Here is a 25,956-nt window from a genome sequence, read left to right on the forward strand (position 1 = left end):
ACTCAGCGCGTGTACCCTGGCACTAGTCGAAACGCCTCGGCGACACGCGTTGGATTCGGCAACGCGAGCACTCGGCGGTACAGCTCTTGGTGGGCTTTGCACACCTCAGCGGGGGCATGTTGGGTCGGGTTTCGATAGGCGTCGTAGGTGCCGGGCTCGGCGTGGGTGAACACGCGGTTCAGATCGGCCCGGGCCTGGGCGGTCGGGGTCACGTCACCCGTGACCTCGGCGGCGGCCTTGACCAGTTCGCGTCGGCTGTCCCGTGTGGCCGTGAACAGCGCAAGCAAGGTGTCTGGCATTGCGCTGTAACCCCCGGGGTAGACGCCGCTGAGGTAGAACGCGCAAATCTGCTCGTCGCCTTGCCCCACGGCGTTCACGAGCGCCGCCTGGGCTTGCCAGAATCGCAACAGTTGCGGGGCAGGGGCCTTGCGCAGGGCTTCCTGGATCAGCCAGGTGTCGTGATCCCGCGTGAGCTTATCGAACGCGGTAAAAGTTGAGGCCTTATCCAGGGCTTTTTGTGCCTTGGCTTTTTCCACCTCGTACTGCGCAGGCGCGTCTTCGGCCAGGGTGTTGAGCTGGAAATACTTGCGCAGGTGGGCGTCCAGTTGTCCGGGTTCCCGCAGCCTCGCCAGGCGCGCATCGGTGAAGTCCCGGCTATCTACGGTGGCGGTAATGATGTGCTCATGCTTGAGTTCAGTGATGTCGGGGAACCACATGTCTTCACGGCCGGTCGCCAGCACTTTGTCGACGAACTGCCTGGAGGCGCCGTGTTTGAGCAGGGCATCACGATACTGCTCGACGACGGCCGTTGATGCCTCGCCCGATTCGAACAGCGTCGCGGCATGAAAGCCCAGCTTGCCCTCAGCACCGAGCAAACGCTGCTTGCCGGACATGAACACCAACGCGCAGGCACTCACGCACTCGTGGTTGGTATAGGTGTTCAGGCCCTTGTCTTCGATGAGCCGCGCGATGGCCCGGGCTTCGCCGAACAGGCCGCCCGGGCTGTCCAGTTGGATTGTGGTGACGTTGGGGTGGTCCGCCACTGCCTGCTCGAAGGCTGAAAAGCTGCCGGGCGCGATGCCGCCGTTGAATTCCAATTCAGTGTCGCTGAGTGCGGTAATGCGATAGGAGGGCAGCGCATTGGGATCCATGGCCAGGCGCAACGCCGCCTTGAACGCGGGGACCACATCGAACAACGAGTAAGCCGTCTGCACCGCGCCGACGATCACCAGTATGCGCACCACGGTGACCCAGCGGGACTTGCCGCCGCGCTGGCGGTGGTGCCGGGCCGAACGCCACACGCCCACCCCTTGCCAGAGTGTGACGGCCAGCGCGGCGCCCATGAACGGCACGCCCATCATCAGCAAGCCGGTGGGGCTTGGCGGGTTGCGCACCAGCAGGAAGTACAGCGGCGATGTCGCGAGCAGGCACACCAGGCTGAGCAACACTTCGTTGATCCAGAATGAGTGGGCCAGCGAGAACTCGCCGCGCCAGTGGCGGATCAAGTAATTGCGCGGTGTTGGCGCGACGGCTTCACTCATGATCGGTACCGATGCTCACGCTCAGGCCTGCCTGGCGGGCCAATTCGAGGGTGTACTCAACGCGGTCGGCATCCACGATAAACCCGACGTAATCGTCATCGCCTGAGTCCAGGTGCAGGTAGCGTTTGTCGAAACCGGTGAGCCACTGATCAAAGCTCACCAGCACTTCCAGCATCGGCCGGGTGCCGGTGTGTTCATAGTGGTAGGGCGTTTGCACACCGCTGGCCGCCACAAGGTACGGCGCCTGGTATTCAAACACGTCGAAGCCACGCCAATCGACGCCGAGCAAGGCAAGGTCGGCGAGCTTTTGACCTCTGGAGGTGTCGAGCAAACCTTCGGTCAATGCGCTGGCGGGGGCTTGGTTCACGGCATATTTACGCAGGACGCGGCGCACGAGCCTCGCGCTTTCTGCCTCAGGCACACGCGCCAGAAGGGTTTCGGTGAACACCTTGAGTGCCTGTTTTTGCGCCACAGATTCGGGCGAGCGCATCTCGCGCATGATCGCTGCATGGCTGGCGTTTGTTTCATCGGGTGGCGGCATAGTGAAGCGGCCACCGAACAACCGATCTAAAAAGCCCATCGCATTCCCTCGCTGTAGACCTGTTGCAAAAGGCGCGACCATAGCGTTTTTTTATAGGCTGGCCAACCGGCATCACCGTTTGTCGTTAAACTGCGCGCCCAAAATTCGGCAAGGAAGCGCTCATGAAGATGCAGCAGTGGTTCAAAACGTGGGAATGGGCTGTTCTTTTTTGCGTGGTGGTTGCGATTGTTGTGTACGCGAAAACCGTGTCCATCAGTGAGTGGCCACTGGCTACGGGTGGCTTTCTGTGTGTGGTCGCCGTACTGCTGTTCGGCCTGCTCCTGGATATGAAGACCCTGCGCGTGCGTAAAGGGATATTGATTATCGGGCTGGGCGTGATCACGTCGATGGTCTACAAGTTTGGCGTCGCGGAGTACGTGAAGTGCGCGCTTGAGCTGACTCACGCATCTGGTACGTGCAAGGTCGATGTGCCGCCTTCTGTATTTATCACCGCCAATACCATCGATACCGTGGTCTTGCTGCTATCCATCGCATGCGGCGGTGTCGGCGGCAGCATCCTGGCCGCTCACGGCGATGTCACCGCTACGGATGCGAAAAGCGCACCACCGGCAAATCCCGGCGATATTCACACCTTGCTCGAGTCGATCGACAGCAAGCTGGACCGCCATAACGCCAAGCTGAACCTGGTCTGCGCTGGCGCATTCGGGGTATTGCTGCTGGTGATCGTGCGCGTGTTCTCCTGAGCTCAACGCACTAGCGCCGGCTCAACGCCAACTTCGCGGCAAACAACACAAAGATCATCCCGGTGGTACGGTCCATCCACTGGATGACCTTTTCCCGGCGCAAGAACCCGGACAGCGGCTGAGTGGCGCCGATCAACACCAGCGACCACGCCAGCCCCAGCACCACATGGATGCTCACCAGGCCAAAGGTCCAGGCGATCAGCGATTGGCCTTGGGGAATGAACTGCGGCAGGAACGACACGTAGAAGATCCCCACCTTGGGGTTCAGCACATTGCCCAGCATGCCTTTGACAAACCAGTTGCCGCCGGTTTTGCCCTCCACCTCGGCTGACGCCAGCGAGCGCCGTGGACGCAGCAGCATGTTCAGCCCCAGCCAGGCCAGGTAAGCCGCGCCGCAGTATTTGAGCAGGTTGAAGGCCACTTCCGAGACCGCAATCAGCGCCCCCAAACCGAACGCCACGGCCGCGCCCCACAGCAGGCAGCCTGCGTTGATCCCGAGTGTGGCCTGCAAGGCCTGGCGCTTGCCTTCCACCGTGGCGGTCCTGAGCACCAATGCAGTGTCGAGCCCAGGTGTAAGCGTCAGCAGCGTGGCGGCGAAGGTAAAGGCGAGGAGGTTATCGGCGATGGACATGGCGCTGGCATCCGCAAGAGACAGACGTGGACGTTAGCGCATGCAAAGGCGCCCTGTAAAAGGGCGCGTGAAGGGAAGGGCTCAGCGATTGAAGCGGGCGACCAACGCGTATTGGGTGGCCGCGGTATTGGTCAGTTCTTTGCTCAAGTCGGTGGACTGATGAGCCTGGATAGACGTCTGGTCAGCCAGCCCGGCAATAGTGGTGATATTGCGGCTGATTTCCTCGGCCACCGCGCTCTGCTCCTCGGTGGCGGCGGCGATTTGCGTGGTCATGTCGGTGATGTGCGACACGGCCTCGCTGATGCCAACGAGTGCCTGGTCCGCCTCCAGCACCCACGCCACGCCTTCCTGGGCTTGGCGCTGGCCGTTTTCCATGCTGTGTACGGCGTTGTTGGAGGACGCCTGCAATTGCGTGATCAACGCATGGATCTGCGTGGTGGATTGTGAGGTGCGTTGGGCCAGTTGGCGCACTTCGTCGGCCACCACCGCAAAGCCTCGGCCCATGTCGCCGGCGCGAGCCGCTTCGATGGCGGCGTTGAGGGCCAGCAGGTTGGTTTGATCGGCAATGCCTTTGATCACGTCCACCACGCTGCCGATTTCGTCGCTGTCGCGGGCCAATTGGGCGACGGTCACCCCGGTTTCGCCGACCACGGCGGACAGGCGCTCGATGGCTTCGCGAGTATCGCGTGCCACCTCGCGGCCGCGTCCGGTGAGGGCGTTGGCTTGCTGGGTGGCATCGGCGGTGCGCTGCACGTGGCTGGCGACTTCCTGGGTGGTGGCGGCCATCTGGTTGACGGCTGCCGAGACTTGTTCGGTTTCCACGCGCTGGCGGTCCAGGCCTTGGGCGCTGGCGCTGGCCAACTGATCGGATTGGCCGGCGAGGGCGCTGAGTTGTTCGGCGCTGTCCTGCAGGCGCGTGAGGCAGGTTTTCAGGCGCGCGGCCTGGCTGAGGAACGCGGTTTCCAGGCGCCCTTGGGGGCCACGGGCGTCGCTGTACATCTGCGCGATCAACGCGTCTGACGTCGAAGGCTCCACGCCGCGCAACAAGTGCAAGGTACTGGCCTGGCGCATACGCGCGCAAAGCACGCCGACCGGTATCGCCACGGCGACGGCCACGGCCAGGGCGAGAGGCGCACTGAGCAACAGGCCCGCCAGGCTCCCGGCTACGCCGGTTGCCACGTAGGGCACGCAGTTCAGCGCCGCTGGCAGCCACGCGTCCTGGCGTGGCACGCCGGGTTTGCCGGCGCTGATACGCCGGTACAGCGCCTGGGCGCGCCGGATCTCATCGGCGCTGGGCTTGACCCGTACCGATTCGAAACCGACCACCGTGCTGCCGTCGAAGATCGGCGTGACATAGGCGTTGACCCAATAGTGGTCGCCGGTCTTGGAGCGGTTCTTGACGATGCCCATCCACGGCAGGCCCTGCTTGAGCGCACTCCACATGTGCGCGAAAACCGCGGGTGGTACATCGGGGTGACGCACGATATTTTGCGGTGCGCCGATCAGGTCGGCGCGTTCAAAACCGCTGATTTCAACGAAGGCGTCGTTGCAGTAGGTGATCACACCTCTAACGTCGGTGGCGGAAATAAGTTTTTGCTGAGGCGCGAGTGAAATCTCGCGCTGTGTTACTGGCTGGTTGTTGCGCATTCCGACTACTCCCTGGTTGCACTCAGCCAATCGGCCTCAGCTGGGAAAAGATTAATCTACATTGGCTATTTCGCCAGCCATTGGTCAAAAGCCTGAAACTTCCCGAGGAAAAACCTCATAATGGCGGCCATTTTTGTTTAGCCGTTATTCTGGTGTGCCCGCATGGAAATCAAGGTCAACTTTCTCGACAACCTTCGACTTGAAGCCAAGTTCGACGACTTCACGGTTATTGCCGACCAGCCCATTCGCTACAAAGGCGATGGTTCGGCACCGGGGCCGTTCGATTACTTCCTGGCTTCGTCGGCGTTGTGTGCGGCGTACTTCGTGAAGTTGTATTGCTCCACCCGCGATATCCCCACGGACAATATTCGCCTGTCACAGAACAACATCGTTGACCCGGAAAACCGCTATAACCAGATCTTCAAGATCCAGGTCGAATTGCCGGCGGACATCTCCGAGAAAGATCGCCAGGGCATCCTGCGTTCCATTGACCGTTGCACCGTGAAGAAAGTGGTGCAGGCCGGTCCTGAGTTCATCATCGAAGAAGTGGAAAACCTCGACGCCGATGCCCAGGCCTTGTTGATGCCCAATTCCACCTCCGCAGCGGGCACTTATATAGCGGGCAAGGACCTGCCGCTGGAGCAGACCATTGCCAACATGTCGGCGATTCTCGCCGGCCTGGGCATGAAGATTGAAATCGCGTCGTGGCGCAATATCGTGCCCAACGTGTGGTCGCTGCATATCCGCGACGCCCATTCGCCGATGTGCTTTACCAACGGCAAGGGCGCGACCAAGGAAGGCGCTTTGGCGTCGGCGTTGGGCGAGTTTATCGAGCGGCTCAACTGCAACTTCTTCTATAACGATCAATTCTGGGGTGAAGAACTGGCCAACGCGCCGTTCGTGCATTACCCGGATGAGCGCTGGTTCCAGCCCGGCCCGCAGGATGAGCTGCCGGCGGAAATCCTCGATGCCTACTGCCTGAAGGTCTACAACCGCGACGGCGAACTGCGCGGTTCGCACTTGTACGACACCAACTCGGGCAACGAAGCGCGCGGCATCGTGTCACTGCCGTTCGTGCGCCAGTCCGACGGTGAGGTGGTGTACTTCCCGTCCAACCTGATCGAAAACCTCTACCTCAGCAACGGCATGAGCGCCGGCAACACCTTGGCCGAAGCCCAGGTGCAGTGCCTGTCGGAGATTTTCGAGCGGGCGGTGAAGCGCGAAATCATCGAAGGCGAATTCGCCCTGCCGGATGTCCCGGCCGACGTGCTGGCCAAGTACCCGGGGATCCTCGCCGGTATCCAGGGCCTGGAGGCCCAGGGTTTCCCGGTGCTGGTCAAGGATGCATCCCTGGGCGGTGAGTTCCCGGTGATGTGCGTGACCCTGATGAACCCGCGCACTGGCGGCGTGTTCGCCTCGTTTGGCGCGCACCCAAACCTGGAAGTAGCGCTGGAGCGCAGCCTTACCGAGCTGCTGCAAGGTCGCAGCTTCGAAGGCTTGAACGATCTGCCGGCGCCGACCTTTGAAGGCCAGGCGGTGACCGAACCGAACAACTTCGTCGAGCACTTCATCGATTCCAGCGGTGTGGTGTCGTGGCGCTTCTTCAGCGCGCAGTCGGACTACGAATTTGTCGAATGGGACTTCTCCGGTGAAGGCGCCGACTCCAATGCGCAGGAAGCCGCGACCCTGTTTGGCATTCTGGAAGGCATGGGCAAAGAGTCCTATATGGCGGTGTACGAACACCTCGGCGCCACCGCCTGCCGCATCCTCGTGCCGGACTACTCGGAAATCTATCCGGTGGATGACCTGATCTGGGACAACACCAACAAGGCGCTGTTTTTCCGTGCCGACATCCTCAACCTGCACAGCCTTGACGATGCCGAACTCAACGCCCTGGTGGAGCGCCTGATCGAAAGCGAGCTGGACGACTACACCGACATCACCACCTTGATCGGCATCGAGTTCGACGACAACACGGCCTGGGGCCAGTTGACCATCCTCGAATTGAAGCTGCTGATCTTCCTCGCCTTGCAGCAACATGAGGAAGCCAAGGAGTGCGTAGAGATGTTCCTGCAATACAACGACAACACCGCCGATCGTGGCCTGTTCTACCAGGCGATGAATGCGGTGCTGGAGATGGAACTGGACGACGACCTGGAACTGGCGGATTACGAAGCCAACTTCCGCCGCATGTTTGGCAATGAGCGGATGGACGCGGTGATTGGCTCGGTCAATGGCAGTGTGCGGTTCCATGGTTTGACGCCGACCAGCATGAAGCTGGAAGGGCTGGATCGGCATCAGCGCTTGATTGAGAGCTACAAGAAGCTGCATGCGGCGCGGGCGAACGTTACCTCAGCTTGACGCAATTCTCCCTGTGAATGCGGGCTAGTGTGGGAGCGGGCTTGCTCGCGAATGCGGTGTGTCAGTCAAAGATAGGTTCACTGATCCACCGCTTTCGCGAGCAAGCCCGCTCCCACATTTTTGATCGGCGACTAGCTTTAGATATGTGCCAGGGCCTGGGCCAGGTCCGCGCGCAAATCCTCCACATCCTCAACCCCCACCGACAACCGCACCAACCCATCGCCAATCCCGAGCTGCGCGCGGGTGGCGGCGGGGATGCTCGCATGGGTCATGATCGCCGGGTGCTCGATCAGGCTTTCCACGCCTCCCAGGCTTTCGGCCAGGGCGAAAATCTTTACGTTTTCCAGGAAGCGTGTGGCGCCCGCCAGGTCGGTGTTCAAATCCACCGAAATCATCCCGCCAAACCCGCGCATTTGCCGGCGGGCCAGTGCGTGCTGTGGGTGGGAAGCCAGGCCGGGGTAGTAAACCCGCGAGACTTGCGGCTGTTGCTCCAGCCAGGTGGCCAGGTCGAGTGCGTTGCTGCAATGGCGCTCCATGCGCAGGGCCAGGGTTTTCACGCCGCGCAGGGTAAGGAAAGCGTCGAACGGCCCGGCGATGGCGCCCACGGAGTTCTGCAGGAAACCCACGCGTTCCGCCAGTTCAGGGTTGTCGCCAACCACGGCAATGCCGCCGATCACATCCGAGTGGCCGTTGAGGTACTTGGTGGTGGAATGCACCACCACGTCGAACCCCAACTCCAGCGGCCGCTGAATCCACGGGCTGGCGAAGGTGTTGTCGGCCACGCAGATAATCCCCCGCGCCCGGCAGATACGCGCGATGGCGCTGAGGTCGGTGAGGCTGAGCAACGGGTTGCTGGGCGTCTCGACCCAGACCATACGCGTATCGTCCTGCAATGCGGCTTCGAACGCTGACACATCGCTTAAATCCACAAAGCTGAAACGGTGCCCGGCGCTGCGTTGGCGCACCTTGTCGAACAGGCGGAAGGTGCCGCCATACAAGTCATTGCCGGAGACGATGTGGGCGCCGGCGTCCAGCAACTCCAGCACCGTGGAAATCGCGGCCAGCCCGGAGGCGAAGGCAAACGCCTGGGTGCCACCTTCCAGATCCGCCACGCAACGCTCCAGGGCAAACCGCGTGGGGTTGTGGGAGCGCCCGTAATCGAAGCCCTTGTGCACGCCGGGGCTGTCTTGCAGGTAGGTGGAGTTGGCGTAGATCGGTGGCATCAGCGCGCCCGTGGTCGGGTCGGGGCTTTGCCCGGCGTGGATCACACGGGTGGCAAACGCGCTTTTATCGGGCAGGCTCATGCAAGGGTTCTCCGTAGATGGTTGAGCAGATCGACGCGGGTGATCAGGCCATGGAAGCCGGAGGCGTCGGCAATGATTGCCACCAGGCCACGATCCAGTTCTTCCTGGAGTTCGGCGAGGCTGGCACTGGGGGCGAGGGTTTCAAGGCGACCGGTCATGGCGCTGGCAACCACCATGCCGAAATCCGCAGCGTCATGGTGTATGCCCAGCAGGATGTCGGATTCGTCGATCACGCCCACCAGTTCACGGCCGTCCACCAGCACCGGCAGTTGCGAGACATCTGCCAGGCGCATGCGCTGGAAGGCGGTGAGCAAGGTGTCATCGGGGCTTACGCTGATCACGCGGCCGTCTTCGAAGCGGCGCGCGATCAGGTCGCGCAGGTCGCCGTAGTGCTTGTATTGCAGCAGGCCGGCGTCGTTCATCCACTGGTCGTTGTAGACCTTCGACAGGTAGCGCGTGCCGGTGTCGCAGACAAAGGTGACCACGCGCTTGGGCGAGGTCTGTTCGCGGCAGTAGCGCAAGGCGGCGGCGAACAGGGTGCCAGTGGATGAACCGCCGAGAATGCCTTCGGCCTTGAGCAGTTGGCGGGCGTGGTCGAAGCTTTCTGCATCGCTGATGGAGTAGGCGTGGCGCACGCTGGACAGGTCGGCAATCGAAGGGATGAAGTCTTCGCCAATGCCTTCCACGGCCCACGAGCCGGGTGTTGGCAGGGTGCCGCTGCGGCTGTATTCGGCCATCACCGAGCCCACCGGATCGGCCAGCACCATTTCCAGTTCCGGTTGCACGTGCTTGAAGAAGCGGGTCAGGCCGGTGAGGGTGCCGGCCGAGCCGACGCCCACCACGATCGCGTCCAGGTCGTGCGCCGTTTGCGCCCAGATTTCCGGGGCGGTGCCGGTCTCGTGGGCCAGGGGGTTGGCGGGGTTGTTGAACTGGTCGGCGAAGAATGAACCGGCAATGCCTTTCGCCAGGCGCGCGGCGACGTCCTGGTAATACTCGGGATGGCCCTTGCCCACGTCCGAGCGGGTGATATGCACCTCGGCGCCCATGGCCTTGAGGTGCAGCACCTTTTCCGTGGACATCTTGTCGGGCACCACCAGGACCACGCGGTAGCCCTTGGCCCGGCCCACCAGCGCCAGGCCCAGGCCGGTGTTGCCGGCGGTGGCCTCAATGATGGTGCCGCCGGGGCGCAGGCGGCCGTCGCGTTCGGCGGCGTCGATCATGGCCAGGCCAATGCGGTCCTTGATCGAGCCGCCTGGGTTTTGGGATTCAAGCTTGAGAAACAGTGTGCAGGGGCCGGTGTCGAAGCGACTGACCCGAACCAGCGGCGTGTTGCCGATCAGGTCGAGCACGGCGGGGCGGGACAGGCTGGGCATGGTGTCACCTGTTACGGGAATCGTAGGTGGGACAACAAAGTGCAAGGCATGCCTTGGACCATAGGCCTGGATCGCACGGCTCGCAACCGGGCGGCTCGCCGCGTGTCTGTTTCTTGGCACATCAGCCGGCTAGCTTGCACACCTGCTGCAAGCGCCTGACCGCCGCCTCGCTGGCAGCTTGCATCGGCGCGCGCAATTCGCTGTTGATCAAGCCTTCCAGGGCCAGTGCCGCCTTGACTGGCGCCGGGTTCGGCTCGATAAACATAGTGTTTATCAGTGGCAACAGTTTGAAGAACGTCCCACGGGCCTCGACCAGCTGGTTATCCCGCACCTGTTGCCACAGCGCCACGAAGTGTTCGGTGTGCACATGGGCCGACGCTGCAATCGCACCGCTGGCGCCCAGGCACAGCGCGTTGAAGATTTGCAGGTCTTCGCCGCACAACACATCCACCTCACCGCTGGCGAGTAATGCCAGAGTGTTGGCCAGGTTGCCGCCGCAATCCTTGATGGCTTGGATGCGCGGATGGCTGACGATATTCAGCAAGGTCTGCTGCTCGAAGGTCACGCCGGTGCGATAGGGAATGTCATAGAGGATGACGGGCACGCTGGAAGCATCCGCCACCGTGCGGAAGAACGCTTCCAGCCCCGCCTGGGACGGGCGGATATAACTCGGCGCCGGCACCAGCAAACCCGCGACCGGGCGCTGGAGGATGTCCTTCTGGAACTGCAGCAATTCAATCTGGTTGTTGCCCGACAACCCCATCACCACGCGCTGCGCGGGCACCAGCTGCAGCACCGTATCCAGCACGGCCAGTTGTTCCTGGCGGCTCAGCGCGGCGGCTTCGCCGGTGGTGGTGCACACCATGATCCCGGCCACGTGCTTTTCCAGCAGATGGCTGACCAGGCGGCGCAGGCCGATAAAATCAATGGCGCCATCCTGGAACGGCGTGACCACGGGAACCCAGATACCTTGAAACGCTGACATGCACTTTCTCCTGATGATTGACCGATCAAGTCACCGTCAGAAGGGCAGAGGGAATTGTGCAAGGGGGGAGACCGTCGCGCTCAATGTCCTGTCAGCTCATCTGACGGGACAGCGCGCCCCGGTCACATGAGCGACTGTTTCTTCGATTTGAGGGCGTGCGCCACGCAACCTTGCGCCTTGGCAATCGAGCCAATGACGGAAAGGTTAACCAGCGACTTAGTAGACATGAATTGTCACACCCTGAATGAGATGGCCATCTTCAGGGGATGTGAGCGAGTGTGTCAAGCCCAGGCTATGGCGGTTGCTCAATGGCGCAGTGACCGGGATGCGCCCGCTCACTGCTGATGCGCGGCTTTTATCCCGTCAGAAACTGTACTTCGCCGTGACCGTAAAGTTGCGCGGGTCGCCGTACACATCATACGGGCTCCACGTGGAGTTGCTGGCAATCCCCTGGTAGTACTTTTTGTCGAACATGTTGTTGATGTTCAGCTGGGTGTCCAGGTGTTTATTGACCTGATACCCGGCCATCAACCCCACCAAGGCATAGGCCTGCTGCTCGATATGGAAGTTGCCGAACACATTGCGGCCCTTGTTGTAGGTGCTGCTCTGGCTGTAGAGGTTGGCGCCGATCCGCCAGCGGTTCAGCTCGCCTTGCAGGCGATAGGTGGTGTTGGCCTTGAACATATGGCGCGGTACGTCAGTGTCGAACAGGGTGCCTTCCTTGGCGGCGTCGGCATCTTTCTCGTACTTGGCCTGGGCGAAGGTGTAGCCGGCGCCTACTTGCCAGTTCGGGGTCAGTGCGCCGTTGATCTCCAGCTCCACGCCCTGGCTGCGCACTTTGCCCGCGGCCTCGTAGCACGCGTAGGCGCCGACAGGGATGAATTTGCAAGTTGTGGCGTCTGCCACTTCTGCCGCGCGGTTGAGCTGGTCGATCTGGAACACCGAGGCGCTGGCATTCAGTGCGCCGCCAAAGTATTCGCCCTTGATGCCCACTTCGTAGTTTTCCCCGGTGATGGGCTTGATCCCGCCCCCGTCGCCGTTCTTTTCGGTCTGGGGCTGGAAGATGTCGGTGTAGCTGGCGTACACCGAGTGGTTGTCGTCCAGGTCGTAGATGACACCGGCATACCGGGTGAGGTGGCGTACCTCGCGGGTTTTGCCTGAGGTGTAGTACTGGTCGTTGATCTGGTCGTAGATCGAGGTCGCGTCGTACCAATCCAGGCGGGCGCCGAGGATGACTTTCAGCGGGTCGGCGAGGTTCCAGCGGGTGGTGACATAGAGCCCTTCCTGATCGACTTTCTCGCTGAGGGTGTAGATGTCCGGCACGCTCGGCCGCGCCAGGCCGCCGGGGTTGAAACGGTTGATGTCGATATTGTTGACGAATACCGTGCCGCCAGCGGCCTCGGTCTTGAGTTGGCGCTTGCTGGCGCCCACCACCAGTTCATGTTGGCGGCCAAGGAGGGCGAAGGGGCCGCTGGCGAAGAAATCGTAGGTGGACTGGTCGAAGTCGCGGCCCTGGTTGAACACGCGTTGGCGGTAGCTGGCGTCGTTGTTACGTTCCAGTACGGCGCCCATCATCTTGAACTCGGACCAGTTTTTCGAAGCGCCCAGGTGCAGGCGCCAGTCGTTGTCGAAGCGCTGATCGAGCTCGACGAACAGGGTCTTGTTGTCGATGTCCTGGTGTGACCAGCTGTAGCCGAAGGTCTTCGAGCGCGAAAAGCCCATGTGGCTGCCATTAGGGTTCACCGGCAAGCCACCCCAGTTGATGTTGTTATTGTCGTTCTGCTCGGAGGCACCAACGGTCAGGGTGGTGCTGTCGTTCAGGTCGAACTCGCTGACGCCGTAGAACACGCCGCGTTCGCGGCCGGCGTAATCCTGATAGCTGTCCTTGTCGTTGTATGCGCCGACAAAACGGCCACGCAAGGTGCCGCTGTCGTTGACCGGGCCGCCAACGTCCAGCTCGCTGCGGTAGTTGTCCCAGCTGCCGGCGCTGGCGGTGATGCTCGCCTGGTAAGCCTGGGTGGGACGCTTGCGCACCATGTTGATGGCGGCCGAGGGGTTGCCGGCGCCTTGCATCATGCCGGTGGCGCCGCGTACCACTTCGACACGGTCGTACGGGGCCAGGTCGGCGGTGGCGACCCAGTCGGCGTTGTAGGTGGTAGGCAGGCCGTCGAACATCAGGTTGGTGATGGGGAAACCCCGGGCGAAGAATTCGCTGTTGGCCGGGCGCGCGGCGGCCAAGCGCAGCCCGGGTGTGGCCTGGACCACATCGTCGAGGCTGCGCATACCTTGGTCGTCCATGCGTTGACGGGTAATCACGGTGACCGACTGCGGCGTTTCCCGCAGGGACAATGGCAGCTTGGTCGCGGTCTGCATGGCGCCGGTGGTGTAGGAGCCGCTGTTTTCAGTCGTAGCCCCGAGGTTCAGGCCGCTGATGTTGGTGGCGCCCAACTCAAGCGCCCCGGAATTGCCGCCGCGCGGTACCAGCAGGTAGTTGCCGCTGGCGCTGCGCATCACGCTCAGGCCGCTGTCGTCCAGCAGGCGGCTGAGACCATCATGTACGTCGTAGTCCCCGCGCAGTGCCGGGGCGCGCTTGCCTTGCACCAGCGCCGGGTCGAAGGGCAGGGTGATCCCGGCCGCCTGGGCAAAACGGTTGAGCGATTCTTCCAGTGGCCCGGCGGCCAATTCGTAATGACGACTGTCAGCTTGCGCGGACTGCACCGCAACACCGGCCAGTAGAATGCCCTGGAGGGCAAGTGCAAGGGCACTGCGGGGCAGTGGCCGAGGGGAAATCACAGCAGAGGACATGAACGACGAGCTCCTTTCGAATCACAGGGTATGTTCTGTTTGTCGAAGGCCCCGGAAAAACCCGTAAACTTTTTTGCGATTATTTCTCATCCGGCTCAACGAGCTACGACGCGGGTCCAGAGTGGCGTAAATCGCTCGATGCGTACCGGCAATGAGTCGCCAAGCGCGCTCAACGCGCGATCGATGTCATCCAGTTGGAAGACGCCCGAGACCTCTAGCTGCGCGATGGCGGGATCGCAGCGCAGCCAGCCGTGACGATAACGCGACAATTCGGCCGTCAGGTCGCCCAGGCGCATGCGCTTGGCCACCAACTGCCCCTGTGTCCAGGCGCTGGCGTTCAGGGTGCTGGTCTGGACACGTTGACTGTCGTTGATACTGATCAGGTATTCCTCGCCGGCGGCGATCAGGACCGGTTCACCCCTGCCGTGAATCGCCACCACGCCGTCCTCGACCCGAACCCGTGTGCCGCGTTGCTCATCACGCACGCCGAAGGCGGTGCCGATGGCCTGCAACTGCGCGTGCCGAGTACTGACCCAGAAGCTGCGACGCCCATCGGGCGCGGTGCCGTCCTTGCCGGTATCGACGAAGATCTCGCCGCGCCGCAGGCTGATCAGCCGGCGCCGCGCGGTGAATTCGACGTCGACTGAACTGGCGGTGTTCAGTTGCAGGCGCGTGCCATCCTGCAACAGGAACTGACGCCGTTCGCCCACCCCGGTGGCATAGTCCGCGCCCCAGGGCAGCTGTGTGCTGTCGCGCAACTGCCAGCCGGTAACCCCCGTGATGACCACTCCCACCCCCAGCAATTTGAGCGCTTGGCGCCGGCTGTGATGGCCGCTGTGCAAGCGCTCCAAGGTATCCAGCGCCACCGTGCCCGGCAGCGCGGCCAGCCCTTGGAAGGCCGCGTCGCTTTTATGCAGCGCTTGCCAGGCTGTTTCATGCAGCTTGTCGGCTTGGCGCCAACGAAGGCACGCCTCCAGGGTTTGAGGGTTTGAACCGTCGGATTCGATCCGCACCCGCCAGCCGATGGCTTGGTCGAGCACGGTATCGGGCAATGGCTGTGTGCTCATTGCTGAGCCAGATAGCAATGGCGAATGGCACAGGCCATGTACTTCTCCACCGACCCGAGGCTCACGCCCAAGCGCCCGGCGATCTCCTTGTAGCTGAGCCCCTCCAGGCGCGACAGCAGAAAGGCCATGCGCACCTTGGGGCGCAGGCCATCGAGCAAGGCGTCTACGCGCGCCAGGGTTTGCAGCAGGATCAACTGTGATTCCGGCGACGGCACCTCAGCTTCCGGCAGGTGAGCAATGGCCTCCAGATAAGCCCGCTCGACCCGCTGGCGGCGCACCCGATCAACCAACAAACCATGGGCCACCGTACTCAACCAGGCCCGTGGCTGGCGCAACTCCTGCAACCGCTCCGGCTTGCCGAGGATGTGTACAAACGTATCCTGGGCCAGGTCGGCGGCGCTGTCACCGTGGTGCAGCCGTTTGCGCAACCAGCCCAGCAGCCAGGCGTGATGATCGATGTACAACGCGCGAATATCGGCGTGCGGAGCCGGGGGAGTGGATGACGACGACACGGAAAGCCTCTGCAAGAACACAGTGCATTTGAGAATTCATCGCATCCTAGTGTCTGCAAGCCGTGGTCAGCAAGTAAAGACTGTGTTTATTCCTGGCTTATGCCCGCCGCGCCATCAACAACACCGTTGCCGCCGCCGACAACAACCCTGCGCAGCAGCGATTGAATATCCGCTTGCCACGCGGCTCGGCAAACCAGCGGCGCATGTGCAGGCCCATATAGGCGTAGGCGCTGATGGCGATCCATTCCAGTACCAGGAACATCGCGCCCAGCACGGCGAATTGCGGGGTGATAGGTTGGCCGGGGACGACGAATTGCGGGAGGAACGCGGTGAAGATGAGGATGGCTTTTGGATTGCCCGCCGCCACCAAAAACTCCTGCCGCGCCAACGCCCACAAGCCTACCTTGGCCGTCGCCGCCTCCGATTCCCCCTGCGGACTCGCCCGCCACAACTGAAACGCCAGGTAAAACAGGTACGCCGCCCCGAGGATCTTGATCCCGTAGAACAACAACTCCGAGGTTTGCAGCACCACCGCGAGGCCGGCGGAGGCGAGGGCGATCATGCCGGCGAACGCCAGCAGGCGGCCGATGCCAGCCAGGCAGGAGGTGCGGTAGCCGTAGCGGGTCGAGTTGCTCACCGACAACAGGTTGTTGGGGCCGGGCGCCATGTTCAAGGCGAAGCAGGCGGGGAGGAAAAGGGCGAGGGTGGCGAGGTCCATGGCGGCTCCGGGGTCGCGTGGCTGGGGAGGCTGAAGAGTAAAGAGAGGAAGTTGCCTGGGCAATCCTAAATGCCAGTCAGTCAAAGACGAACACTGCATCTGTGGCGAGGGAGCTTGCTCCCGCTGGGTTGCGAAGCGACCCCAGTTCTTTGTTTAAAAGGCTGGGACCGCTGCGCAGTCCAACGGGAGCAAGCTCCCTCGCCACGGAGGGCAATCGGGTTGTACTGGGGATTAAGGTAGCTAAGCAAGTTAGCTATATGTTAATTTCTCGCTTCTCCAAACCACCAGAGCCCCACCCATGATGTCCCCCCAATCCCTCGCCGAGGACCCACGCACCCTGCAAATCGCCAGCGATCCGGTCGGCCAGCAGTTGCAACAGATCGCCATCCTGTCGCGCAAATCCGCAGGCCACCTAGGCGCGGCGCTGGGCATCAACCAGACCGACATGGCCGCGCTGGAGCACCTGATCACCGACGGCCCGCTGCCGCCGACCGAGCTCGCCGCGCGCCTCTCGGTGACCACCGCAGGCATCACCCAGGTCATCGACCGGTTGGAACGCGCGGGGCATGTGGTGCGCGAGCGGCAGCTGGAGGACAAGCGCCGGGTATTGGTGTGTCCGCTGCCCGCATCCGTGGCACAGGCATATCGGCATATTGCGCCGATGCTCGGCGGGCTGAGCACGGTACTCGGTGCGCTGGAAGGCCAGGATCGCGCGGTGGTCGAGGCGTTTCTGGGGCAGGTGATCGAGGTCTACCGCAACACGTTGCCGGGGGAGCAGTCATGACCTCTAAAAAGGTATTGATCAGCGGCGCCAGCATCGCCGGCCCCGCGTTGGCGTATTGGTTGGCCCGGCAGGGCATGGACGTGACGGTGGTCGAGAAGGCGCCGGCGTTTCGCGATGGCGGGCAAACCATCGACGTGCGGGGAGCAGGGCGGGTGGTGGTGCAACGTATGGGCTTGGAGGCACTGATTCGGGCCAATAGCACCCAGGAACAAGGCATCGCCTTTGTGGACCAAGGCAATCGGACCAAGGCGTTCATTGGTGTAAACGCCTTCGACGGGGACGGCCCGATTGCCGAGCTGGAAATCCTGCGCGGCGAACTCGCCAAGCTGTTGATCCAACAAAGCGAGGATCGGGTCACGTACCGCTTCGGTGACAGCATCAATGCCCTGGAAGACGATAGCGACCAGGTGCACGTGCGCTTCGAGCAGGGTGTTGAGCAGGTTTACGATCTGGTCATCATTGCCGAAGGGATTGGTTCAGCGACGCGCAATCACGTGTTCGGCAACGAAGTCGAGCGCCGCTCCCTGGATCTCTACACCGCGTATTTCACTGTGCCACGCGCGCCGAGCGATGGCCAGGTGATGCGCTGGCACAACCTGCCCGGTGGCCGTTGTATCTGTTTGCGCCCGGACAACCTGGGCACCACGCGCGCCTTCTTGTCGTTTCAGCAAGCGCCCAGCGGTTACGAAAAGCTCACAAGGGACGCACAAGTCGCATTGCTCAAGCGCGTGTTTGCCGATGCCGGCTGGGAGGCGCCCCGCGTACTCGCCGCGCTGGAACACGCCAGCGATCTTTATCTGGATGCGGTGGGCCAGGTCAAAATGCCCCGCTGGTCCAAGGGCCGCATTGCGTTGGTTGGGGACGCCGCCTATTGCGCATCGCCCATCAGCGGCATGGGCACTAGCCTGGGGTTGTGTGGCGCTTATGTGCTGGCCGGCGAGCTCGGGCTTCACGCCGACCACCGCCAGGCGTTTGCGGCGTATGAAAAGCTGATGAGGCCTTACGTCAAGCAGGCGCAAAGCGTACCCAAGTTCGCCCCAAGGCTGGCATCGCCGCACTCGCGCGCGGGCATTGCCCTTGGGCATGCGGTATTGAGGCTGGCCACCGCGCCGGGGTTCAAAACCCTGTTTGGCAAACTCCTGTCGCCAAAAGCCGACGCCATCAAGTTGCCGTGCTACGACGAGGCCCGTATTACTAAAACCCCCTAGACCTTAACAAAGGTTTACATCGCTCAAGGCTTTCGCCCCGTATGGTCTGTGCCTTCTGGCACAACCTGGCGAACAGCCCATGCAACCCAGCAGCACGCGTGTAAATCCTGACCTCATCAACATCCGCCGGCTTTTCGCCACGCCCTTGGCGAGCCTTCAATACCCCGATGCGCAATGGCTCAATGCTGAGCTGAAGACGCTCATCACCACGCGCATGGCGCAGGACCTCTGCGGCACCCAACGTAGCAACGATGGCGGCTGGCAATCCGCCCACGACTTCGCGCAGTGGGGCGGGGAAGCCTGCGATGCATTGGTGGGCTTTGCCAGGGAATTCGCCAACCAACTGACCGCCGTGCACAACGAGCAATACGGTTTCACTGAGCCAGCGTTTGAGTGGAAACTCAACGCCTGGGCCAACGTCAATGAGGCCGGCCACAGCAACGCCTTGCATGGGCATCCTGGTGCATTCTGGTCCGGGGTTTACTGGGTCGATGCAGGCGGGCGCGAAGAAAATGCCAGTGTCGGCGGTGACCTGGAGTTCATCGACCCACGGGGAATGGTGGCCTCGACCTACAACCCAGCGCTGCGCATGCGCGTCGAAGATTGCCTGACGGCAGGGTTCAGCAGCACCTGTTCGGCCACCAGCGGCACCTTCGTGATGTTTCCATCCTGGCTGATGCATGCCGTACGGCGTTTTGAAGGGACGCGGCCACGGATGTCCATCGCATTCAACTTTGGTGTATGAACGGGTTTATGTGATTTTGGTATCAGTGCTATGTGATTTAGCCGGTTTATCGATCAATGCGTGAACGGTAGTTTGCTCTTCAAGCCAATACGGAGCACTGATCTGATGCGCACCACACTGAAAACCACCTTCATGGCCGCGATGATCGGCATGTCCGGCGCCGAACTGCAAGCAGCGGACTACAAGCAAAACCCCTTCACCCTGACGTACGCCGGCGCGCTGACGAAGAACGAGCCCGGCAAGGTCAACATCCACCCGGTGAGCTACAAGCTCAATGGCCTGGACATCACCGCCAACGTCTACACCCCGGCGAACTATGACGCGAAGCACAAATACCCGGTGGTGGTCGTCGCCCATCCCAATGGCGGGGTGAAGGAGCAGGTCGCCGGCCTGTATGCCCAGCGCATGGCCGATCAGGGCTACATCACCATCACTGCCGATGCGGCTTACCAGGGCGCCAGTGGTGGCGAGCCGCGTAACGTCGACAAGCCGGCCCATCGCATTGAAGACATCCACGGCATGGCCGACTTTATTGCCAACTATCCCGGCGCCGACGCCACGCGCCTGGGCTTGTTGGGGATTTGCGGCGGCGGCGGTTATTCCCTGGCGGCGGCGCGCACCGACAAGCGCTTCGCCTCGATTGCCACGGTGAGCATGTTCAACTCGGGCCTAGTGAGGCGCAATGGCTACCAGGACTCGCAAGTCGCGACGATCCAGGAACGCCTGCAACAAGCGTCCGCCGCCCGCGCGCAAGAAGCGGCTGGCGGTGCGGTGGTGTACACCGGCGACGTCAAGCTGACCGATGAACAAGTCGCCAAGCTGCCCTTCGACCTGTATCGCCAGGGCTTTGAGTATTACGGCAAGACTCACGCGCACCCCAATTCCACTTTCAAATACACCTTGAGCAGCTTGCTGGACCTGATGAGCTTCGATGCCACCGACCAGATCGAGCTGATCGATAAGCCGCTGCTGATGATCGCCGGCAGCAAGGCCGACAGTCTCTACATGACCGAGCAGGCGTTTGCCAAGGCCACGGGCACCCAGGACAAGCAGTTGTTCAAGATTGAGGGCGCCACGCACATCGAAACCTATTGGGTGCCCGCGTATGTGGACAGCGCCATCGAGCAACTGACGGCGTTCTACGCCCGTACGCTGTGAGGGGCTCGGTATGAAAAGCACGCTCTTAGGCATTGCACTGTGCGCCACGGCGCCGTTTGCCGCAGGCGCCGAGAGTGTCGGCGAATCACAGCAGATCCGCCGCGCCAACAGCCAGGCGCCGATGGTGGGGCCTGAGGATTATTTTTCCGGGAAGGTGCGGGTGGATCCGTTGTTTTCGGCGTCCGAGGAGGTCAACGCGTCCGGTGCCTACGTCAGCTTTGAAGCGGGCGCACGGTCGGCCTGGCATACGCATCCGGCGGGCCAGCGCCTGGTGGTGATGTCGGGTGTCGGTTTGACCCAGGAGTGGGGCAAGCCGGTGCAGCGCATCCTGCCCGGGGATGTGGTCGTCTGCCCGCCGGGCGTCAAGCATTGGCACGGCGCTGCGCCGAATAGCGCGATGATGCACTTGGCGGTGACCGGATCGGTTGACGGCAAAAATGTCGAGTGGCTGGAAAAGGTCAGCGATGCGGAGTACCTCAAACCGTTGCCCAAAGCGGCCATCGGCAGTGCGCTCTCAGCCAGACAACAGGCCATCCCGCTGATTGCCGCCGCGATGGCAACCAGCAATCTGCCTGGCTTGAACGCGGCGTTGAACCAGGGCCTGAACGCCGGCCTGACGATCAGTGAAGCCAAGGAAATCCTTGTGCAGTTGTACGCCTACACCGGCTTCCCCCGCAGCCTCAACGCCCTCGGCGAGCTGATGCGCGTGGTGGAAGCGCGCAAGCAAGGCGGTATTAAAGATGAGCAAGGGCGTGAGCCCGTCGCGCTGATTCCAGTCGGCGAACAGTTGCTGATCCTCGGCAAAGCCAACCAGACCAAAATCGCCGGCGTCCCCGTCCAGGGGCCGCTGTTCGAGTTCGCCCCGGTGATCAATCAATACCTGCAAGCACACTTGTTCGGCGACATCTTCGCGCGGGACAACCTCGACTGGCAGAGCCGCGAACTGGCGACCGTCGCCGCGTTGGCCGTCACCCCCGGCGTCGAGCCGCAGCTGCGCTCACATATCGCAGCGAGTCTGCGCGTAGGCTTGAGCGCCGCACAATTGCGCGAAGTGGCGCAACTGCTGGCCGAGCAAGGTGACGTCGCGGCGGCCCAGCGCACCACCGCAGCCCTCGACGCGCACTAGTCGCGATAACGCAAAGTGTCGCGCACCAGGGTAAACGCCGGCGAGCTTTGGCGCCGGCTCGGGTAATACAGGTGGTAGCCGGAAAACGGCTCACACCAATCCTCCAGCACACGCACCAGGCGGCCCTGCGCCACATGCTCCAGCACCAGGTTCTCCGGCAGGTACGCCAACCCCAAGCCCTGGAGCACTGCCTCCAGGCGCATGGCAATGGTGTTGAACACCAACTGCCCCTCGACCCGTACGTTCAACGCCTGGCCGGCCTTTTCGAATTCCCACGCATACAGCGCGCCATGGGTGGGCATGCGCAAGGTGATGCAGTTGTGCGCCATCAACTCGTTGGGAATCAGCGGCACCGGGTACCGCGCGAAATACGCCGGCGACCCCACCACCGCCATGCGCATATCCGGGCCGATGCGCATGGCGATCATGTCCTTGGCCACCTGCTCACCGAGGCGCACCCCGGCATCAAAGCCTTGCGCGACGATATCGGTGAAACCGTAATCCACAATAATCTCGATATTCAGGTCGGGATGGTCCGGCAGCAGCTTGCCGAGCATCGGATGCAACACCGAAATCGCCGCATGCTCCCCGGCCGTGATCCGCAGCTTGCCGGCGGGTGTGTCACGGTACTTGCTGAGCAAGGCCAGCTCGCTGTCGATCTCCTCGAAGCGCGGCGCGATCACCTGCAACAGATGCTCCCCGGCCTGGGTCGCCGACACACTGCGGGTCGTGCGCGCCAGCAAACGCACGCCCAGGCGTTCCTCCAGCTGGCGCATGGCACGGCTCAAGGCCGGTTGTGACATGCCGAGGCGGGCGGCGGCGCGGGTGAAACTGCGCTCCTGGGCGACGATGGAAAAAATGGCCAGTTGGTCGTAACGATCGGCGCTCATTGATACGGCTCTGGTATGAATGGAAGCTGATTATGCCTATGGAAATGCCAGTCGGCTAAGCACGAGCGCTGACCCTGTGGCGAGGGAGCTTGCTCCCGCTGGAGTGCGCAACGCTCCCTGCTCTTGAAATCAAAGAGCGGGGCCGCTACGCAGCCCAACGGGAGCAAGCTCCCTCGCCACAGATACAGTGTTTGCCCTTGACTGAGTGGCATGAGTTTCTGTCATGCAATGGCGGCAGACTGGCTCCACCTGCATTCCCTACCCGAAGAAGGACGACTTCGATGATCCGTAGCGCATTGCCCTCCGACGCCAAGGCCATTGCCCACGTGCATATCAGCAGCTGGCAAGCCGCCTATCGCGACCTGATGCCGGCCGACTACCTGCACTCGCTGAGCGCGACCCTGGCACGGAGAGAAGCGTTCTGGAGCCGCTCGATTGAATCGGGTGAATCCAATGCAGTGGTCGCGGAGGCGGGCGGGCAGGTGGTTGGCTGGATATGCATGGGCGCCGGCCGTGATGAAGATGCTGTCGTGGGGGAGAGTGGTGAGGTCATGGCTATCTATGTGTTGGCCGAGCATTGGCACACGGGCGTGGGGCTGGCCTTGTGGCAAGCCGGTGTGCAGCAGTTGAGGGCGCAGGGGTTTCAGCGTTTGACGCTGTGGGTGCTGGCGGGGAATGAACGGGCTATCCGGTTTTATCGCAGGGCAGGGTGCGTGGAGGAGGCGGGGAGTGAGCGCACGCTGGAGAGAGGGGGGGTGACGTTGGTGGAGGTGAGGTATCAGCTGTCGCTATCCCGCTAGATGTGACGGAGGTAACGCACTCCAAAATGCCAGTCAATCAATGACAAACACAGCACCTGTGGCGAGGGAGCTTGCTCCCGCTGGGTCGCGAAGCGATCCCAGCTCTTTGTTGAAAGATGACTAAACGCATGAGTCGGCTATCGATCCGGCACGCAATGATGGCAATATGGCTTCTCATGGAGCAGGGAGCATTCGGCACCAGGCAAAGCCTGATGTCATGGAAATAGGGATAATGAAAATGGCTTCTATTCAGGTGGATGGTGAGGACAAGACCGCAACGATCAGCGACTGGGCGATTCGCTGGAGCGACAAACACAAAGCCATGGAACTGACCTGTCACTTCCCCTCCCAGAAAAAATACACCCGCCCGCTCAGTAACTGCCAAGTTTCGCCCACCCGCGAACTGACCAATGTATTGCTGCAAAAGCCCGGCAGCATGATCGCCACGCCCATTGCCAAGGCTACGATTTACGGCGAGCGTTATGCCATCGTGCATTACCCGGGCGCCGAAAAGCCCTATGTCTATAAGATGGACGGCATCACGTTTACTGCCCCGACATCGATGAAGGACACGCCGGTCTTCCGCTATTTGACTACCGTGGCGAATGCCCGACAGAGCCATGCTGAGTCGAAGACTGATCGTGAAATCGCCAGTAATGTGGTGCGCCAGCTCGAAAAACTGCCCGCTGTCTCGGGCACTGCCTTGCAGGCCTATTGTACGGGGCGCAACGGTACGCTCGCGCCGGGTCAGGGCTTCATCTATCCGTTCGGGCTCAACGAGAGTCAGCTTCAGGCGGTCGAGCGGGCGTTCAGCGCGCAAGTCAGCGTGATCGAGGGCCCACCAGGGACCGGCAAGACCCAGACGATTCTCAACATCCTCGCCAATGTTCTGTTACGTGGTCAGACGGTAGCGGTGCTGTCCAACAACAATGCTGCCGTGGAAAACGTCTACGAAAAGCTGGAGAAATATGGCCTTGGCCACTTGGTCGCCAAGCTTGGCAACAAGGACAAGCGTGAGGCCTTTTTCGCTGATCTGCCTGCATGGCCATCAAGCGCGCCCGAGCCAGCACCGTCCCTGGATGAGATCCAGGCCTTGCTGAGCCGCTTGAAGCAGTACCTGCAAGACCACAACCGGGTTGCACAACTGCAAACCGAACTGGACGAGTTGGTCATCGAGCGGCGCTACCTGCAGCAGTGGCAGGCAGAAAATGATGTGCAGGCCACAGGCTCGCTCGACAAGTACGGGCTGACACCGCGTAAAACTGCGGACCTCATGGCTTACCTGGCTTACCTCGGCGAGCAGCGCATTCAACTCAAAGACCGCATCGAGTTACTGTTCAAATTCAGAATCTTTCGCACCAAGCCATTCGCCGAGGGAGAGGGGCGTTTTGCTGTTTTCCATGCACTGCAGATGCATTACTACGACAAGTCGCTACGGGACAAGGAAGCGGAGCAGCGGGCGTGCCGTGAATCGTTGGCACGCGGGAATTTCACGACCCTGCTGAAAGAACTGACAGCAGCATCGATGCACCATTTGAAACACCACCTGCAACTTCAGGTACCGCCGTCGGACAGCTTTGATGTCAAGACTTACTGCCGACATTTCGATGCCTTCGTGCTGCGCTTTCCCATCCTGGGCAGCGGCACGCACTCGATCGTCAATTCGATCGCGCCGGGAGCGGTTCTCGACTACGTGATCATCGACGAAGCCTCGTTGCAGGACATCGTGCCGGGCATCCTGCCATTGGGCTGTGCAAAGAATTTAATCGTCGTTGGAGACAACCGCCAGTTGCCGCATATCCCTGTGGCATTAGGGCTCCAAGCGCCCGCCGAAGCATACGATTGCGAGCACTACAGCCTGCTGGATTCGTGCATTGCAGTGTTCCAGGACGCGTTGCCCAGAACCCTGCTGAAAGAGCACTACCGCTGCCATCCCAGGATCATCCAGTTCTGCAACCAGCAGTTCTACGATAACGCACTGGTGCCGATGACCGAGGACAAGGGCGAAGCGGCCCTACGCCTGGTAGTGACAGCCAAGGGTAACCATGCCAGAAAGAACACCAACCTACGGGAGTTAGACTCCTTGCTGAAGGTGCTTGAGGATGAAGGGCAGCCGGTTGGACTGGACAGTGAAGGTCGCGGTTACATCGCCCCGTTTCGGGCGCAAATCAATCTTGCCGACACGCATTTGCCGACGGATTTCGTCAAGGACACCGTACACAAGTTTCAGGGGCGCGAATGCGAGGAGATCGTCTTCTCCACGGTGCTGGACAAGAAGCGCTACAACCAGATGCGAACACGCCTGGATTTCGTCGACGACCCACACATGATCAACGTGGCAGTTTCGCGGGCCAAACATCGCTTCACCTTTGTGACCGGCGACGAGGTGTTCACTGACAACAATGGCCACATCGCCGCGCTGATCCGCTACATCAGCTACTACGCGCAGGACGAGCAGATCGTACGCGCGCCGGTGGTGTCGGCATTTGACTTGCTGTACCGCGAGTACGACCAGTCTTTGGCACGCTTGGACGCCCGCCTGCGGCCTGAGGACTCGCGCTACAAATCCGAGCAGATCGTGGCACAGTTACTGCGCGAAGCGCTGTCGGTACCGGCGTGCCAGGGGTTGAAGTATCACACACAGATCCAGCTGGATAAGGTTGCATCGTTGAGCAGCCTCGACTGGACGGCGCCCCAGCAGGCGTTCATGAAACGCGCTAGTTGCGATTTCGTGATCTATTTCAAAGTGGGCAAGAAACCGATAGGGGTGATCGAGGTCGATGGTGGCTACCACGACCAACCCATACAGGCAGCTCGGGATGCCATGAAAAATGAGATTTTGGCTAAAAGTGGTATTCCTATTTTGCGGCTGCGGACAGTAGAGAGTGACATAGAGCGCAGAGTTGGCGAATTTATCGAACAGTGGGCTAGCTCTGCGCATGGAGCATAAACACTGGGCTAGAAGCTGTAGCGCCTGATTTCATTTTTGAGGGGTTTCAGTATTAATTAATGTCGAG

General features: G+C 61.6%; 21 protein-coding genes. 9 read left to right on the plus strand and 12 right to left on the minus strand.

The genetic code is table 11. From position 1 onward, the window contains the following. Nucleotides 1–2: 2 nt before the first annotated feature. Together DBR46_RS20185 and DBR46_RS20190 are read right to left on the minus strand one after the other, a co-directional pair. Complete coding sequence (locus tag DBR46_RS20185) at nt 3–1,541, minus strand: hypothetical protein (RefSeq protein ID WP_124527589.1); 1,539 nt, start codon at nt 1,539–1,541, stop codon at nt 3–5. Next, entirely contained in the window at nt 1,534–2,121 is a 588-nt protein-coding gene (locus DBR46_RS20190) for a hypothetical protein (protein WP_124527590.1), read from the minus strand. Before DBR46_RS20190 ends, DBR46_RS20185 begins: the two co-directional genes overlap by 8 nt. A 122-nt stretch (nt 2,122–2,243) precedes the next feature. On the opposite strand from DBR46_RS20190, the gene DBR46_RS20195 reads away from it, so the two are divergent. Next, nucleotides 2,244–2,825, plus strand: coding sequence for a hypothetical protein (locus DBR46_RS20195; protein ID WP_124527591.1), 582 nt, complete (start codon nt 2,244–2,246; stop codon nt 2,823–2,825). 10 nt (nt 2,826–2,835) lie between these two features. On the opposite strand, the gene DBR46_RS20200 is transcribed toward DBR46_RS20195, so the two are convergent. Continuing rightward, nucleotides 2,836–3,456, minus strand: a complete 621-nt coding sequence (locus DBR46_RS20200; protein ID WP_124527592.1) for a LysE family translocator — start codon at nt 3,454–3,456, stop codon at nt 2,836–2,838. A gap of 81 nt (nt 3,457–3,537) precedes the next feature. Further along, nucleotides 3,538–5,103 (minus strand): PAS domain-containing methyl-accepting chemotaxis protein, encoded by a 1,566-nt coding sequence (locus tag DBR46_RS20205; RefSeq protein ID WP_124527593.1) that lies wholly within the window; start codon nt 5,101–5,103, stop codon nt 3,538–3,540. 162 nt (nt 5,104–5,265) lie between these two features. On the opposite strand from DBR46_RS20205, the gene DBR46_RS20210 reads away from it, so the two are divergent. Further along, nucleotides 5,266–7,464: an OsmC domain/YcaO domain-containing protein gene (locus DBR46_RS20210; RefSeq protein ID WP_124527594.1), complete on the plus strand. Its 2,199-nt coding sequence runs from the start codon at nt 5,266–5,268 to the stop codon at nt 7,462–7,464. Nucleotides 7,465–7,601: 137 nt separating this feature from the next. On the opposite strand, the gene DBR46_RS20215 is transcribed toward DBR46_RS20210, so the two are convergent. From DBR46_RS20215 to DBR46_RS20245, 7 genes are all read right to left on the minus strand, one after another. Beyond that, nucleotides 7,602–8,768, minus strand: coding sequence for a cystathionine gamma-synthase (locus tag DBR46_RS20215; protein ID WP_124527595.1), 1,167 nt, complete (start codon nt 8,766–8,768; stop codon nt 7,602–7,604). Continuing rightward, entirely contained in the window at nt 8,765–10,141 is a 1,377-nt protein-coding gene (locus DBR46_RS20220; RefSeq protein WP_124527596.1) for a pyridoxal-phosphate dependent enzyme, read from the minus strand. The genes DBR46_RS20215 and DBR46_RS20220 overlap by 4 nt, the downstream gene beginning before the upstream one ends. 121 nt (nt 10,142–10,262) lie before the next feature. Then, nucleotides 10,263–11,126 (minus strand): 4-hydroxy-tetrahydrodipicolinate synthase, encoded by an 864-nt coding sequence (dapA, locus tag DBR46_RS20225; RefSeq protein ID WP_124527597.1) that lies wholly within the window; start codon nt 11,124–11,126, stop codon nt 10,263–10,265. Nucleotides 11,127–11,489: 363 nt separating this feature from the next. Continuing rightward, the gene (locus tag DBR46_RS20230; protein WP_124527598.1) at nt 11,490–13,931 is read right to left on the minus strand and encodes a TonB-dependent siderophore receptor; all 2,442 of its coding nucleotides are present in this window, start codon (nt 13,929–13,931) and stop codon (nt 11,490–11,492) included. Between the two features lie 95 nt (nt 13,932–14,026). After that, entirely contained in the window at nt 14,027–14,998 is a 972-nt protein-coding gene (locus DBR46_RS20235; protein WP_124527599.1) for a FecR domain-containing protein, read from the minus strand. Further along, on the minus strand, nt 14,995–15,510 hold the full coding sequence (locus DBR46_RS20240; RefSeq protein WP_124527600.1) for a sigma-70 family RNA polymerase sigma factor: 516 nt from the start codon (nt 15,508–15,510) through the stop codon (nt 14,995–14,997). Before DBR46_RS20240 ends, DBR46_RS20235 begins: the two co-directional genes overlap by 4 nt. 97 nt (nt 15,511–15,607) lie before the next feature. Next, nucleotides 15,608–16,228, minus strand: coding sequence for a LysE family translocator (locus DBR46_RS20245; protein WP_124527601.1), 621 nt, complete (start codon nt 16,226–16,228; stop codon nt 15,608–15,610). 298 nt (nt 16,229–16,526) lie between these two features. Here DBR46_RS20245 and DBR46_RS20250 point away from each other — a divergent pair, with 298 nt between their 5' ends. The 5 genes from DBR46_RS20250 (at nt 16,527) to DBR46_RS20270 (ending at nt 21,249) form a co-directional block, all read left to right on the plus strand. Continuing rightward, entirely contained in the window at nt 16,527–17,012 is a 486-nt protein-coding gene (locus DBR46_RS20250) for a MarR family winged helix-turn-helix transcriptional regulator (protein WP_124527602.1), read from the plus strand. Continuing rightward, on the plus strand, nt 17,009–18,220 hold the full coding sequence (locus DBR46_RS20255; RefSeq protein ID WP_124527603.1) for an FAD-dependent monooxygenase: 1,212 nt from the start codon (nt 17,009–17,011) through the stop codon (nt 18,218–18,220). The genes DBR46_RS20250 and DBR46_RS20255 overlap by 4 nt, the downstream gene beginning before the upstream one ends. A gap of 79 nt (nt 18,221–18,299) precedes the next feature. Continuing rightward, the gene (locus tag DBR46_RS20260) at nt 18,300–18,965 is read left to right on the plus strand and encodes a TIGR02466 family protein (protein WP_124527604.1); all 666 of its coding nucleotides are present in this window, start codon (nt 18,300–18,302) and stop codon (nt 18,963–18,965) included. 102 nt (nt 18,966–19,067) lie between these two features. Then, a complete protein-coding gene (locus tag DBR46_RS20265) occupies nt 19,068–20,123 on the plus strand; it encodes an alpha/beta hydrolase (RefSeq protein ID WP_124527706.1) in 1,056 nt (351 codons plus the stop codon). Nucleotides 20,124–20,133: 10 nt separating this feature from the next. Further along, complete coding sequence (locus DBR46_RS20270; protein WP_124527605.1) at nt 20,134–21,249, plus strand: carboxymuconolactone decarboxylase family protein; 1,116 nt, start codon at nt 20,134–20,136, stop codon at nt 21,247–21,249. Here the strand turns inward: DBR46_RS20270 and DBR46_RS20275 are convergent. Then, nucleotides 21,246–22,139, minus strand: a complete 894-nt coding sequence (locus DBR46_RS20275; RefSeq protein WP_124527606.1) for a LysR family transcriptional regulator — start codon at nt 22,137–22,139, stop codon at nt 21,246–21,248. The genes DBR46_RS20270 and DBR46_RS20275 overlap by 4 nt on opposite strands. 281 nt (nt 22,140–22,420) lie before the next feature. Between DBR46_RS20275 and DBR46_RS20280 the strand changes: the two genes are divergently transcribed. Next, nucleotides 22,421–22,939 (plus strand): GNAT family N-acetyltransferase, encoded by a 519-nt coding sequence (locus DBR46_RS20280; RefSeq protein ID WP_124527607.1) that lies wholly within the window; start codon nt 22,421–22,423, stop codon nt 22,937–22,939. A gap of 238 nt (nt 22,940–23,177) precedes the next feature. Continuing rightward, on the plus strand, nt 23,178–25,889 hold the full coding sequence (locus DBR46_RS20285) for an AAA domain-containing protein (protein ID WP_124527707.1): 2,712 nt from the start codon (nt 23,178–23,180) through the stop codon (nt 25,887–25,889). Nucleotides 25,890–25,956 lie beyond the last annotated feature (67 nt).

Origin of the sequence: Pseudomonas sp. KBW05, from assembly GCF_003852405.1 — a bacterium.
Lineage (GTDB): Bacteria > Pseudomonadota > Gammaproteobacteria > Pseudomonadales > Pseudomonadaceae > Aquipseudomonas.

Bases quoted from the DNA above. Each gene is read 5' to 3' on its own strand.
- DBR46_RS20185 (WP_124527589.1), bottom strand. From the start codon at position 1,541: ATGAGTGAAGCCGTCGCGCCAACACCGCGCAATTACTTGATCCGCCAC.
- DBR46_RS20245 (WP_124527601.1), bottom strand. From the start codon at position 16,228: ATGGACCTCGCCACCCTCGCCCTTTTCCTCCCCGCCTGCTTCGCCTTG.
- DBR46_RS20285 (WP_124527707.1), top strand. From the start codon at position 23,178: ATGGCTTCTATTCAGGTGGATGGTGAGGACAAGACCGCAACGATCAGC.
- DBR46_RS20235 (WP_124527599.1), bottom strand. From the start codon at position 14,998: ATGAGCACACAGCCATTGCCCGATACCGTGCTCGACCAAGCCATCGGC.
- DBR46_RS20275 (WP_124527606.1), bottom strand. From the start codon at position 22,139: ATGAGCGCCGATCGTTACGACCAACTGGCCATTTTTTCCATCGTCGCC.
- DBR46_RS20205 (WP_124527593.1), bottom strand. From the start codon at position 5,103: ATGCGCAACAACCAGCCAGTAACACAGCGCGAGATTTCACTCGCGCCT.
- DBR46_RS20260 (WP_124527604.1), top strand. From the start codon at position 18,300: ATGCAACCCAGCAGCACGCGTGTAAATCCTGACCTCATCAACATCCGC.
- DBR46_RS20215 (WP_124527595.1), bottom strand. From the start codon at position 8,768: ATGAGCCTGCCCGATAAAAGCGCGTTTGCCACCCGTGTGATCCACGCC.
- DBR46_RS20250 (WP_124527602.1), top strand. From the start codon at position 16,527: ATGATGTCCCCCCAATCCCTCGCCGAGGACCCACGCACCCTGCAAATC.
- DBR46_RS20270 (WP_124527605.1), top strand. From the start codon at position 20,134: ATGAAAAGCACGCTCTTAGGCATTGCACTGTGCGCCACGGCGCCGTTT.
- DBR46_RS20280 (WP_124527607.1), top strand. From the start codon at position 22,421: ATGATCCGTAGCGCATTGCCCTCCGACGCCAAGGCCATTGCCCACGTG.
- DBR46_RS20190 (WP_124527590.1), bottom strand. From the start codon at position 2,121: ATGGGCTTTTTAGATCGGTTGTTCGGTGGCCGCTTCACTATGCCGCCA.
- DBR46_RS20255 (WP_124527603.1), top strand. From the start codon at position 17,009: ATGACCTCTAAAAAGGTATTGATCAGCGGCGCCAGCATCGCCGGCCCC.
- DBR46_RS20230 (WP_124527598.1), bottom strand. From the start codon at position 13,931: ATGTCCTCTGCTGTGATTTCCCCTCGGCCACTGCCCCGCAGTGCCCTT.
- DBR46_RS20220 (WP_124527596.1), bottom strand. From the start codon at position 10,141: ATGCCCAGCCTGTCCCGCCCCGCCGTGCTCGACCTGATCGGCAACACG.
- DBR46_RS20195 (WP_124527591.1), top strand. From the start codon at position 2,244: ATGAAGATGCAGCAGTGGTTCAAAACGTGGGAATGGGCTGTTCTTTTT.
- DBR46_RS20210 (WP_124527594.1), top strand. From the start codon at position 5,266: ATGGAAATCAAGGTCAACTTTCTCGACAACCTTCGACTTGAAGCCAAG.
- DBR46_RS20200 (WP_124527592.1), bottom strand. From the start codon at position 3,456: ATGTCCATCGCCGATAACCTCCTCGCCTTTACCTTCGCCGCCACGCTG.
- dapA (WP_124527597.1), bottom strand. From the start codon at position 11,126: ATGTCAGCGTTTCAAGGTATCTGGGTTCCCGTGGTCACGCCGTTCCAG.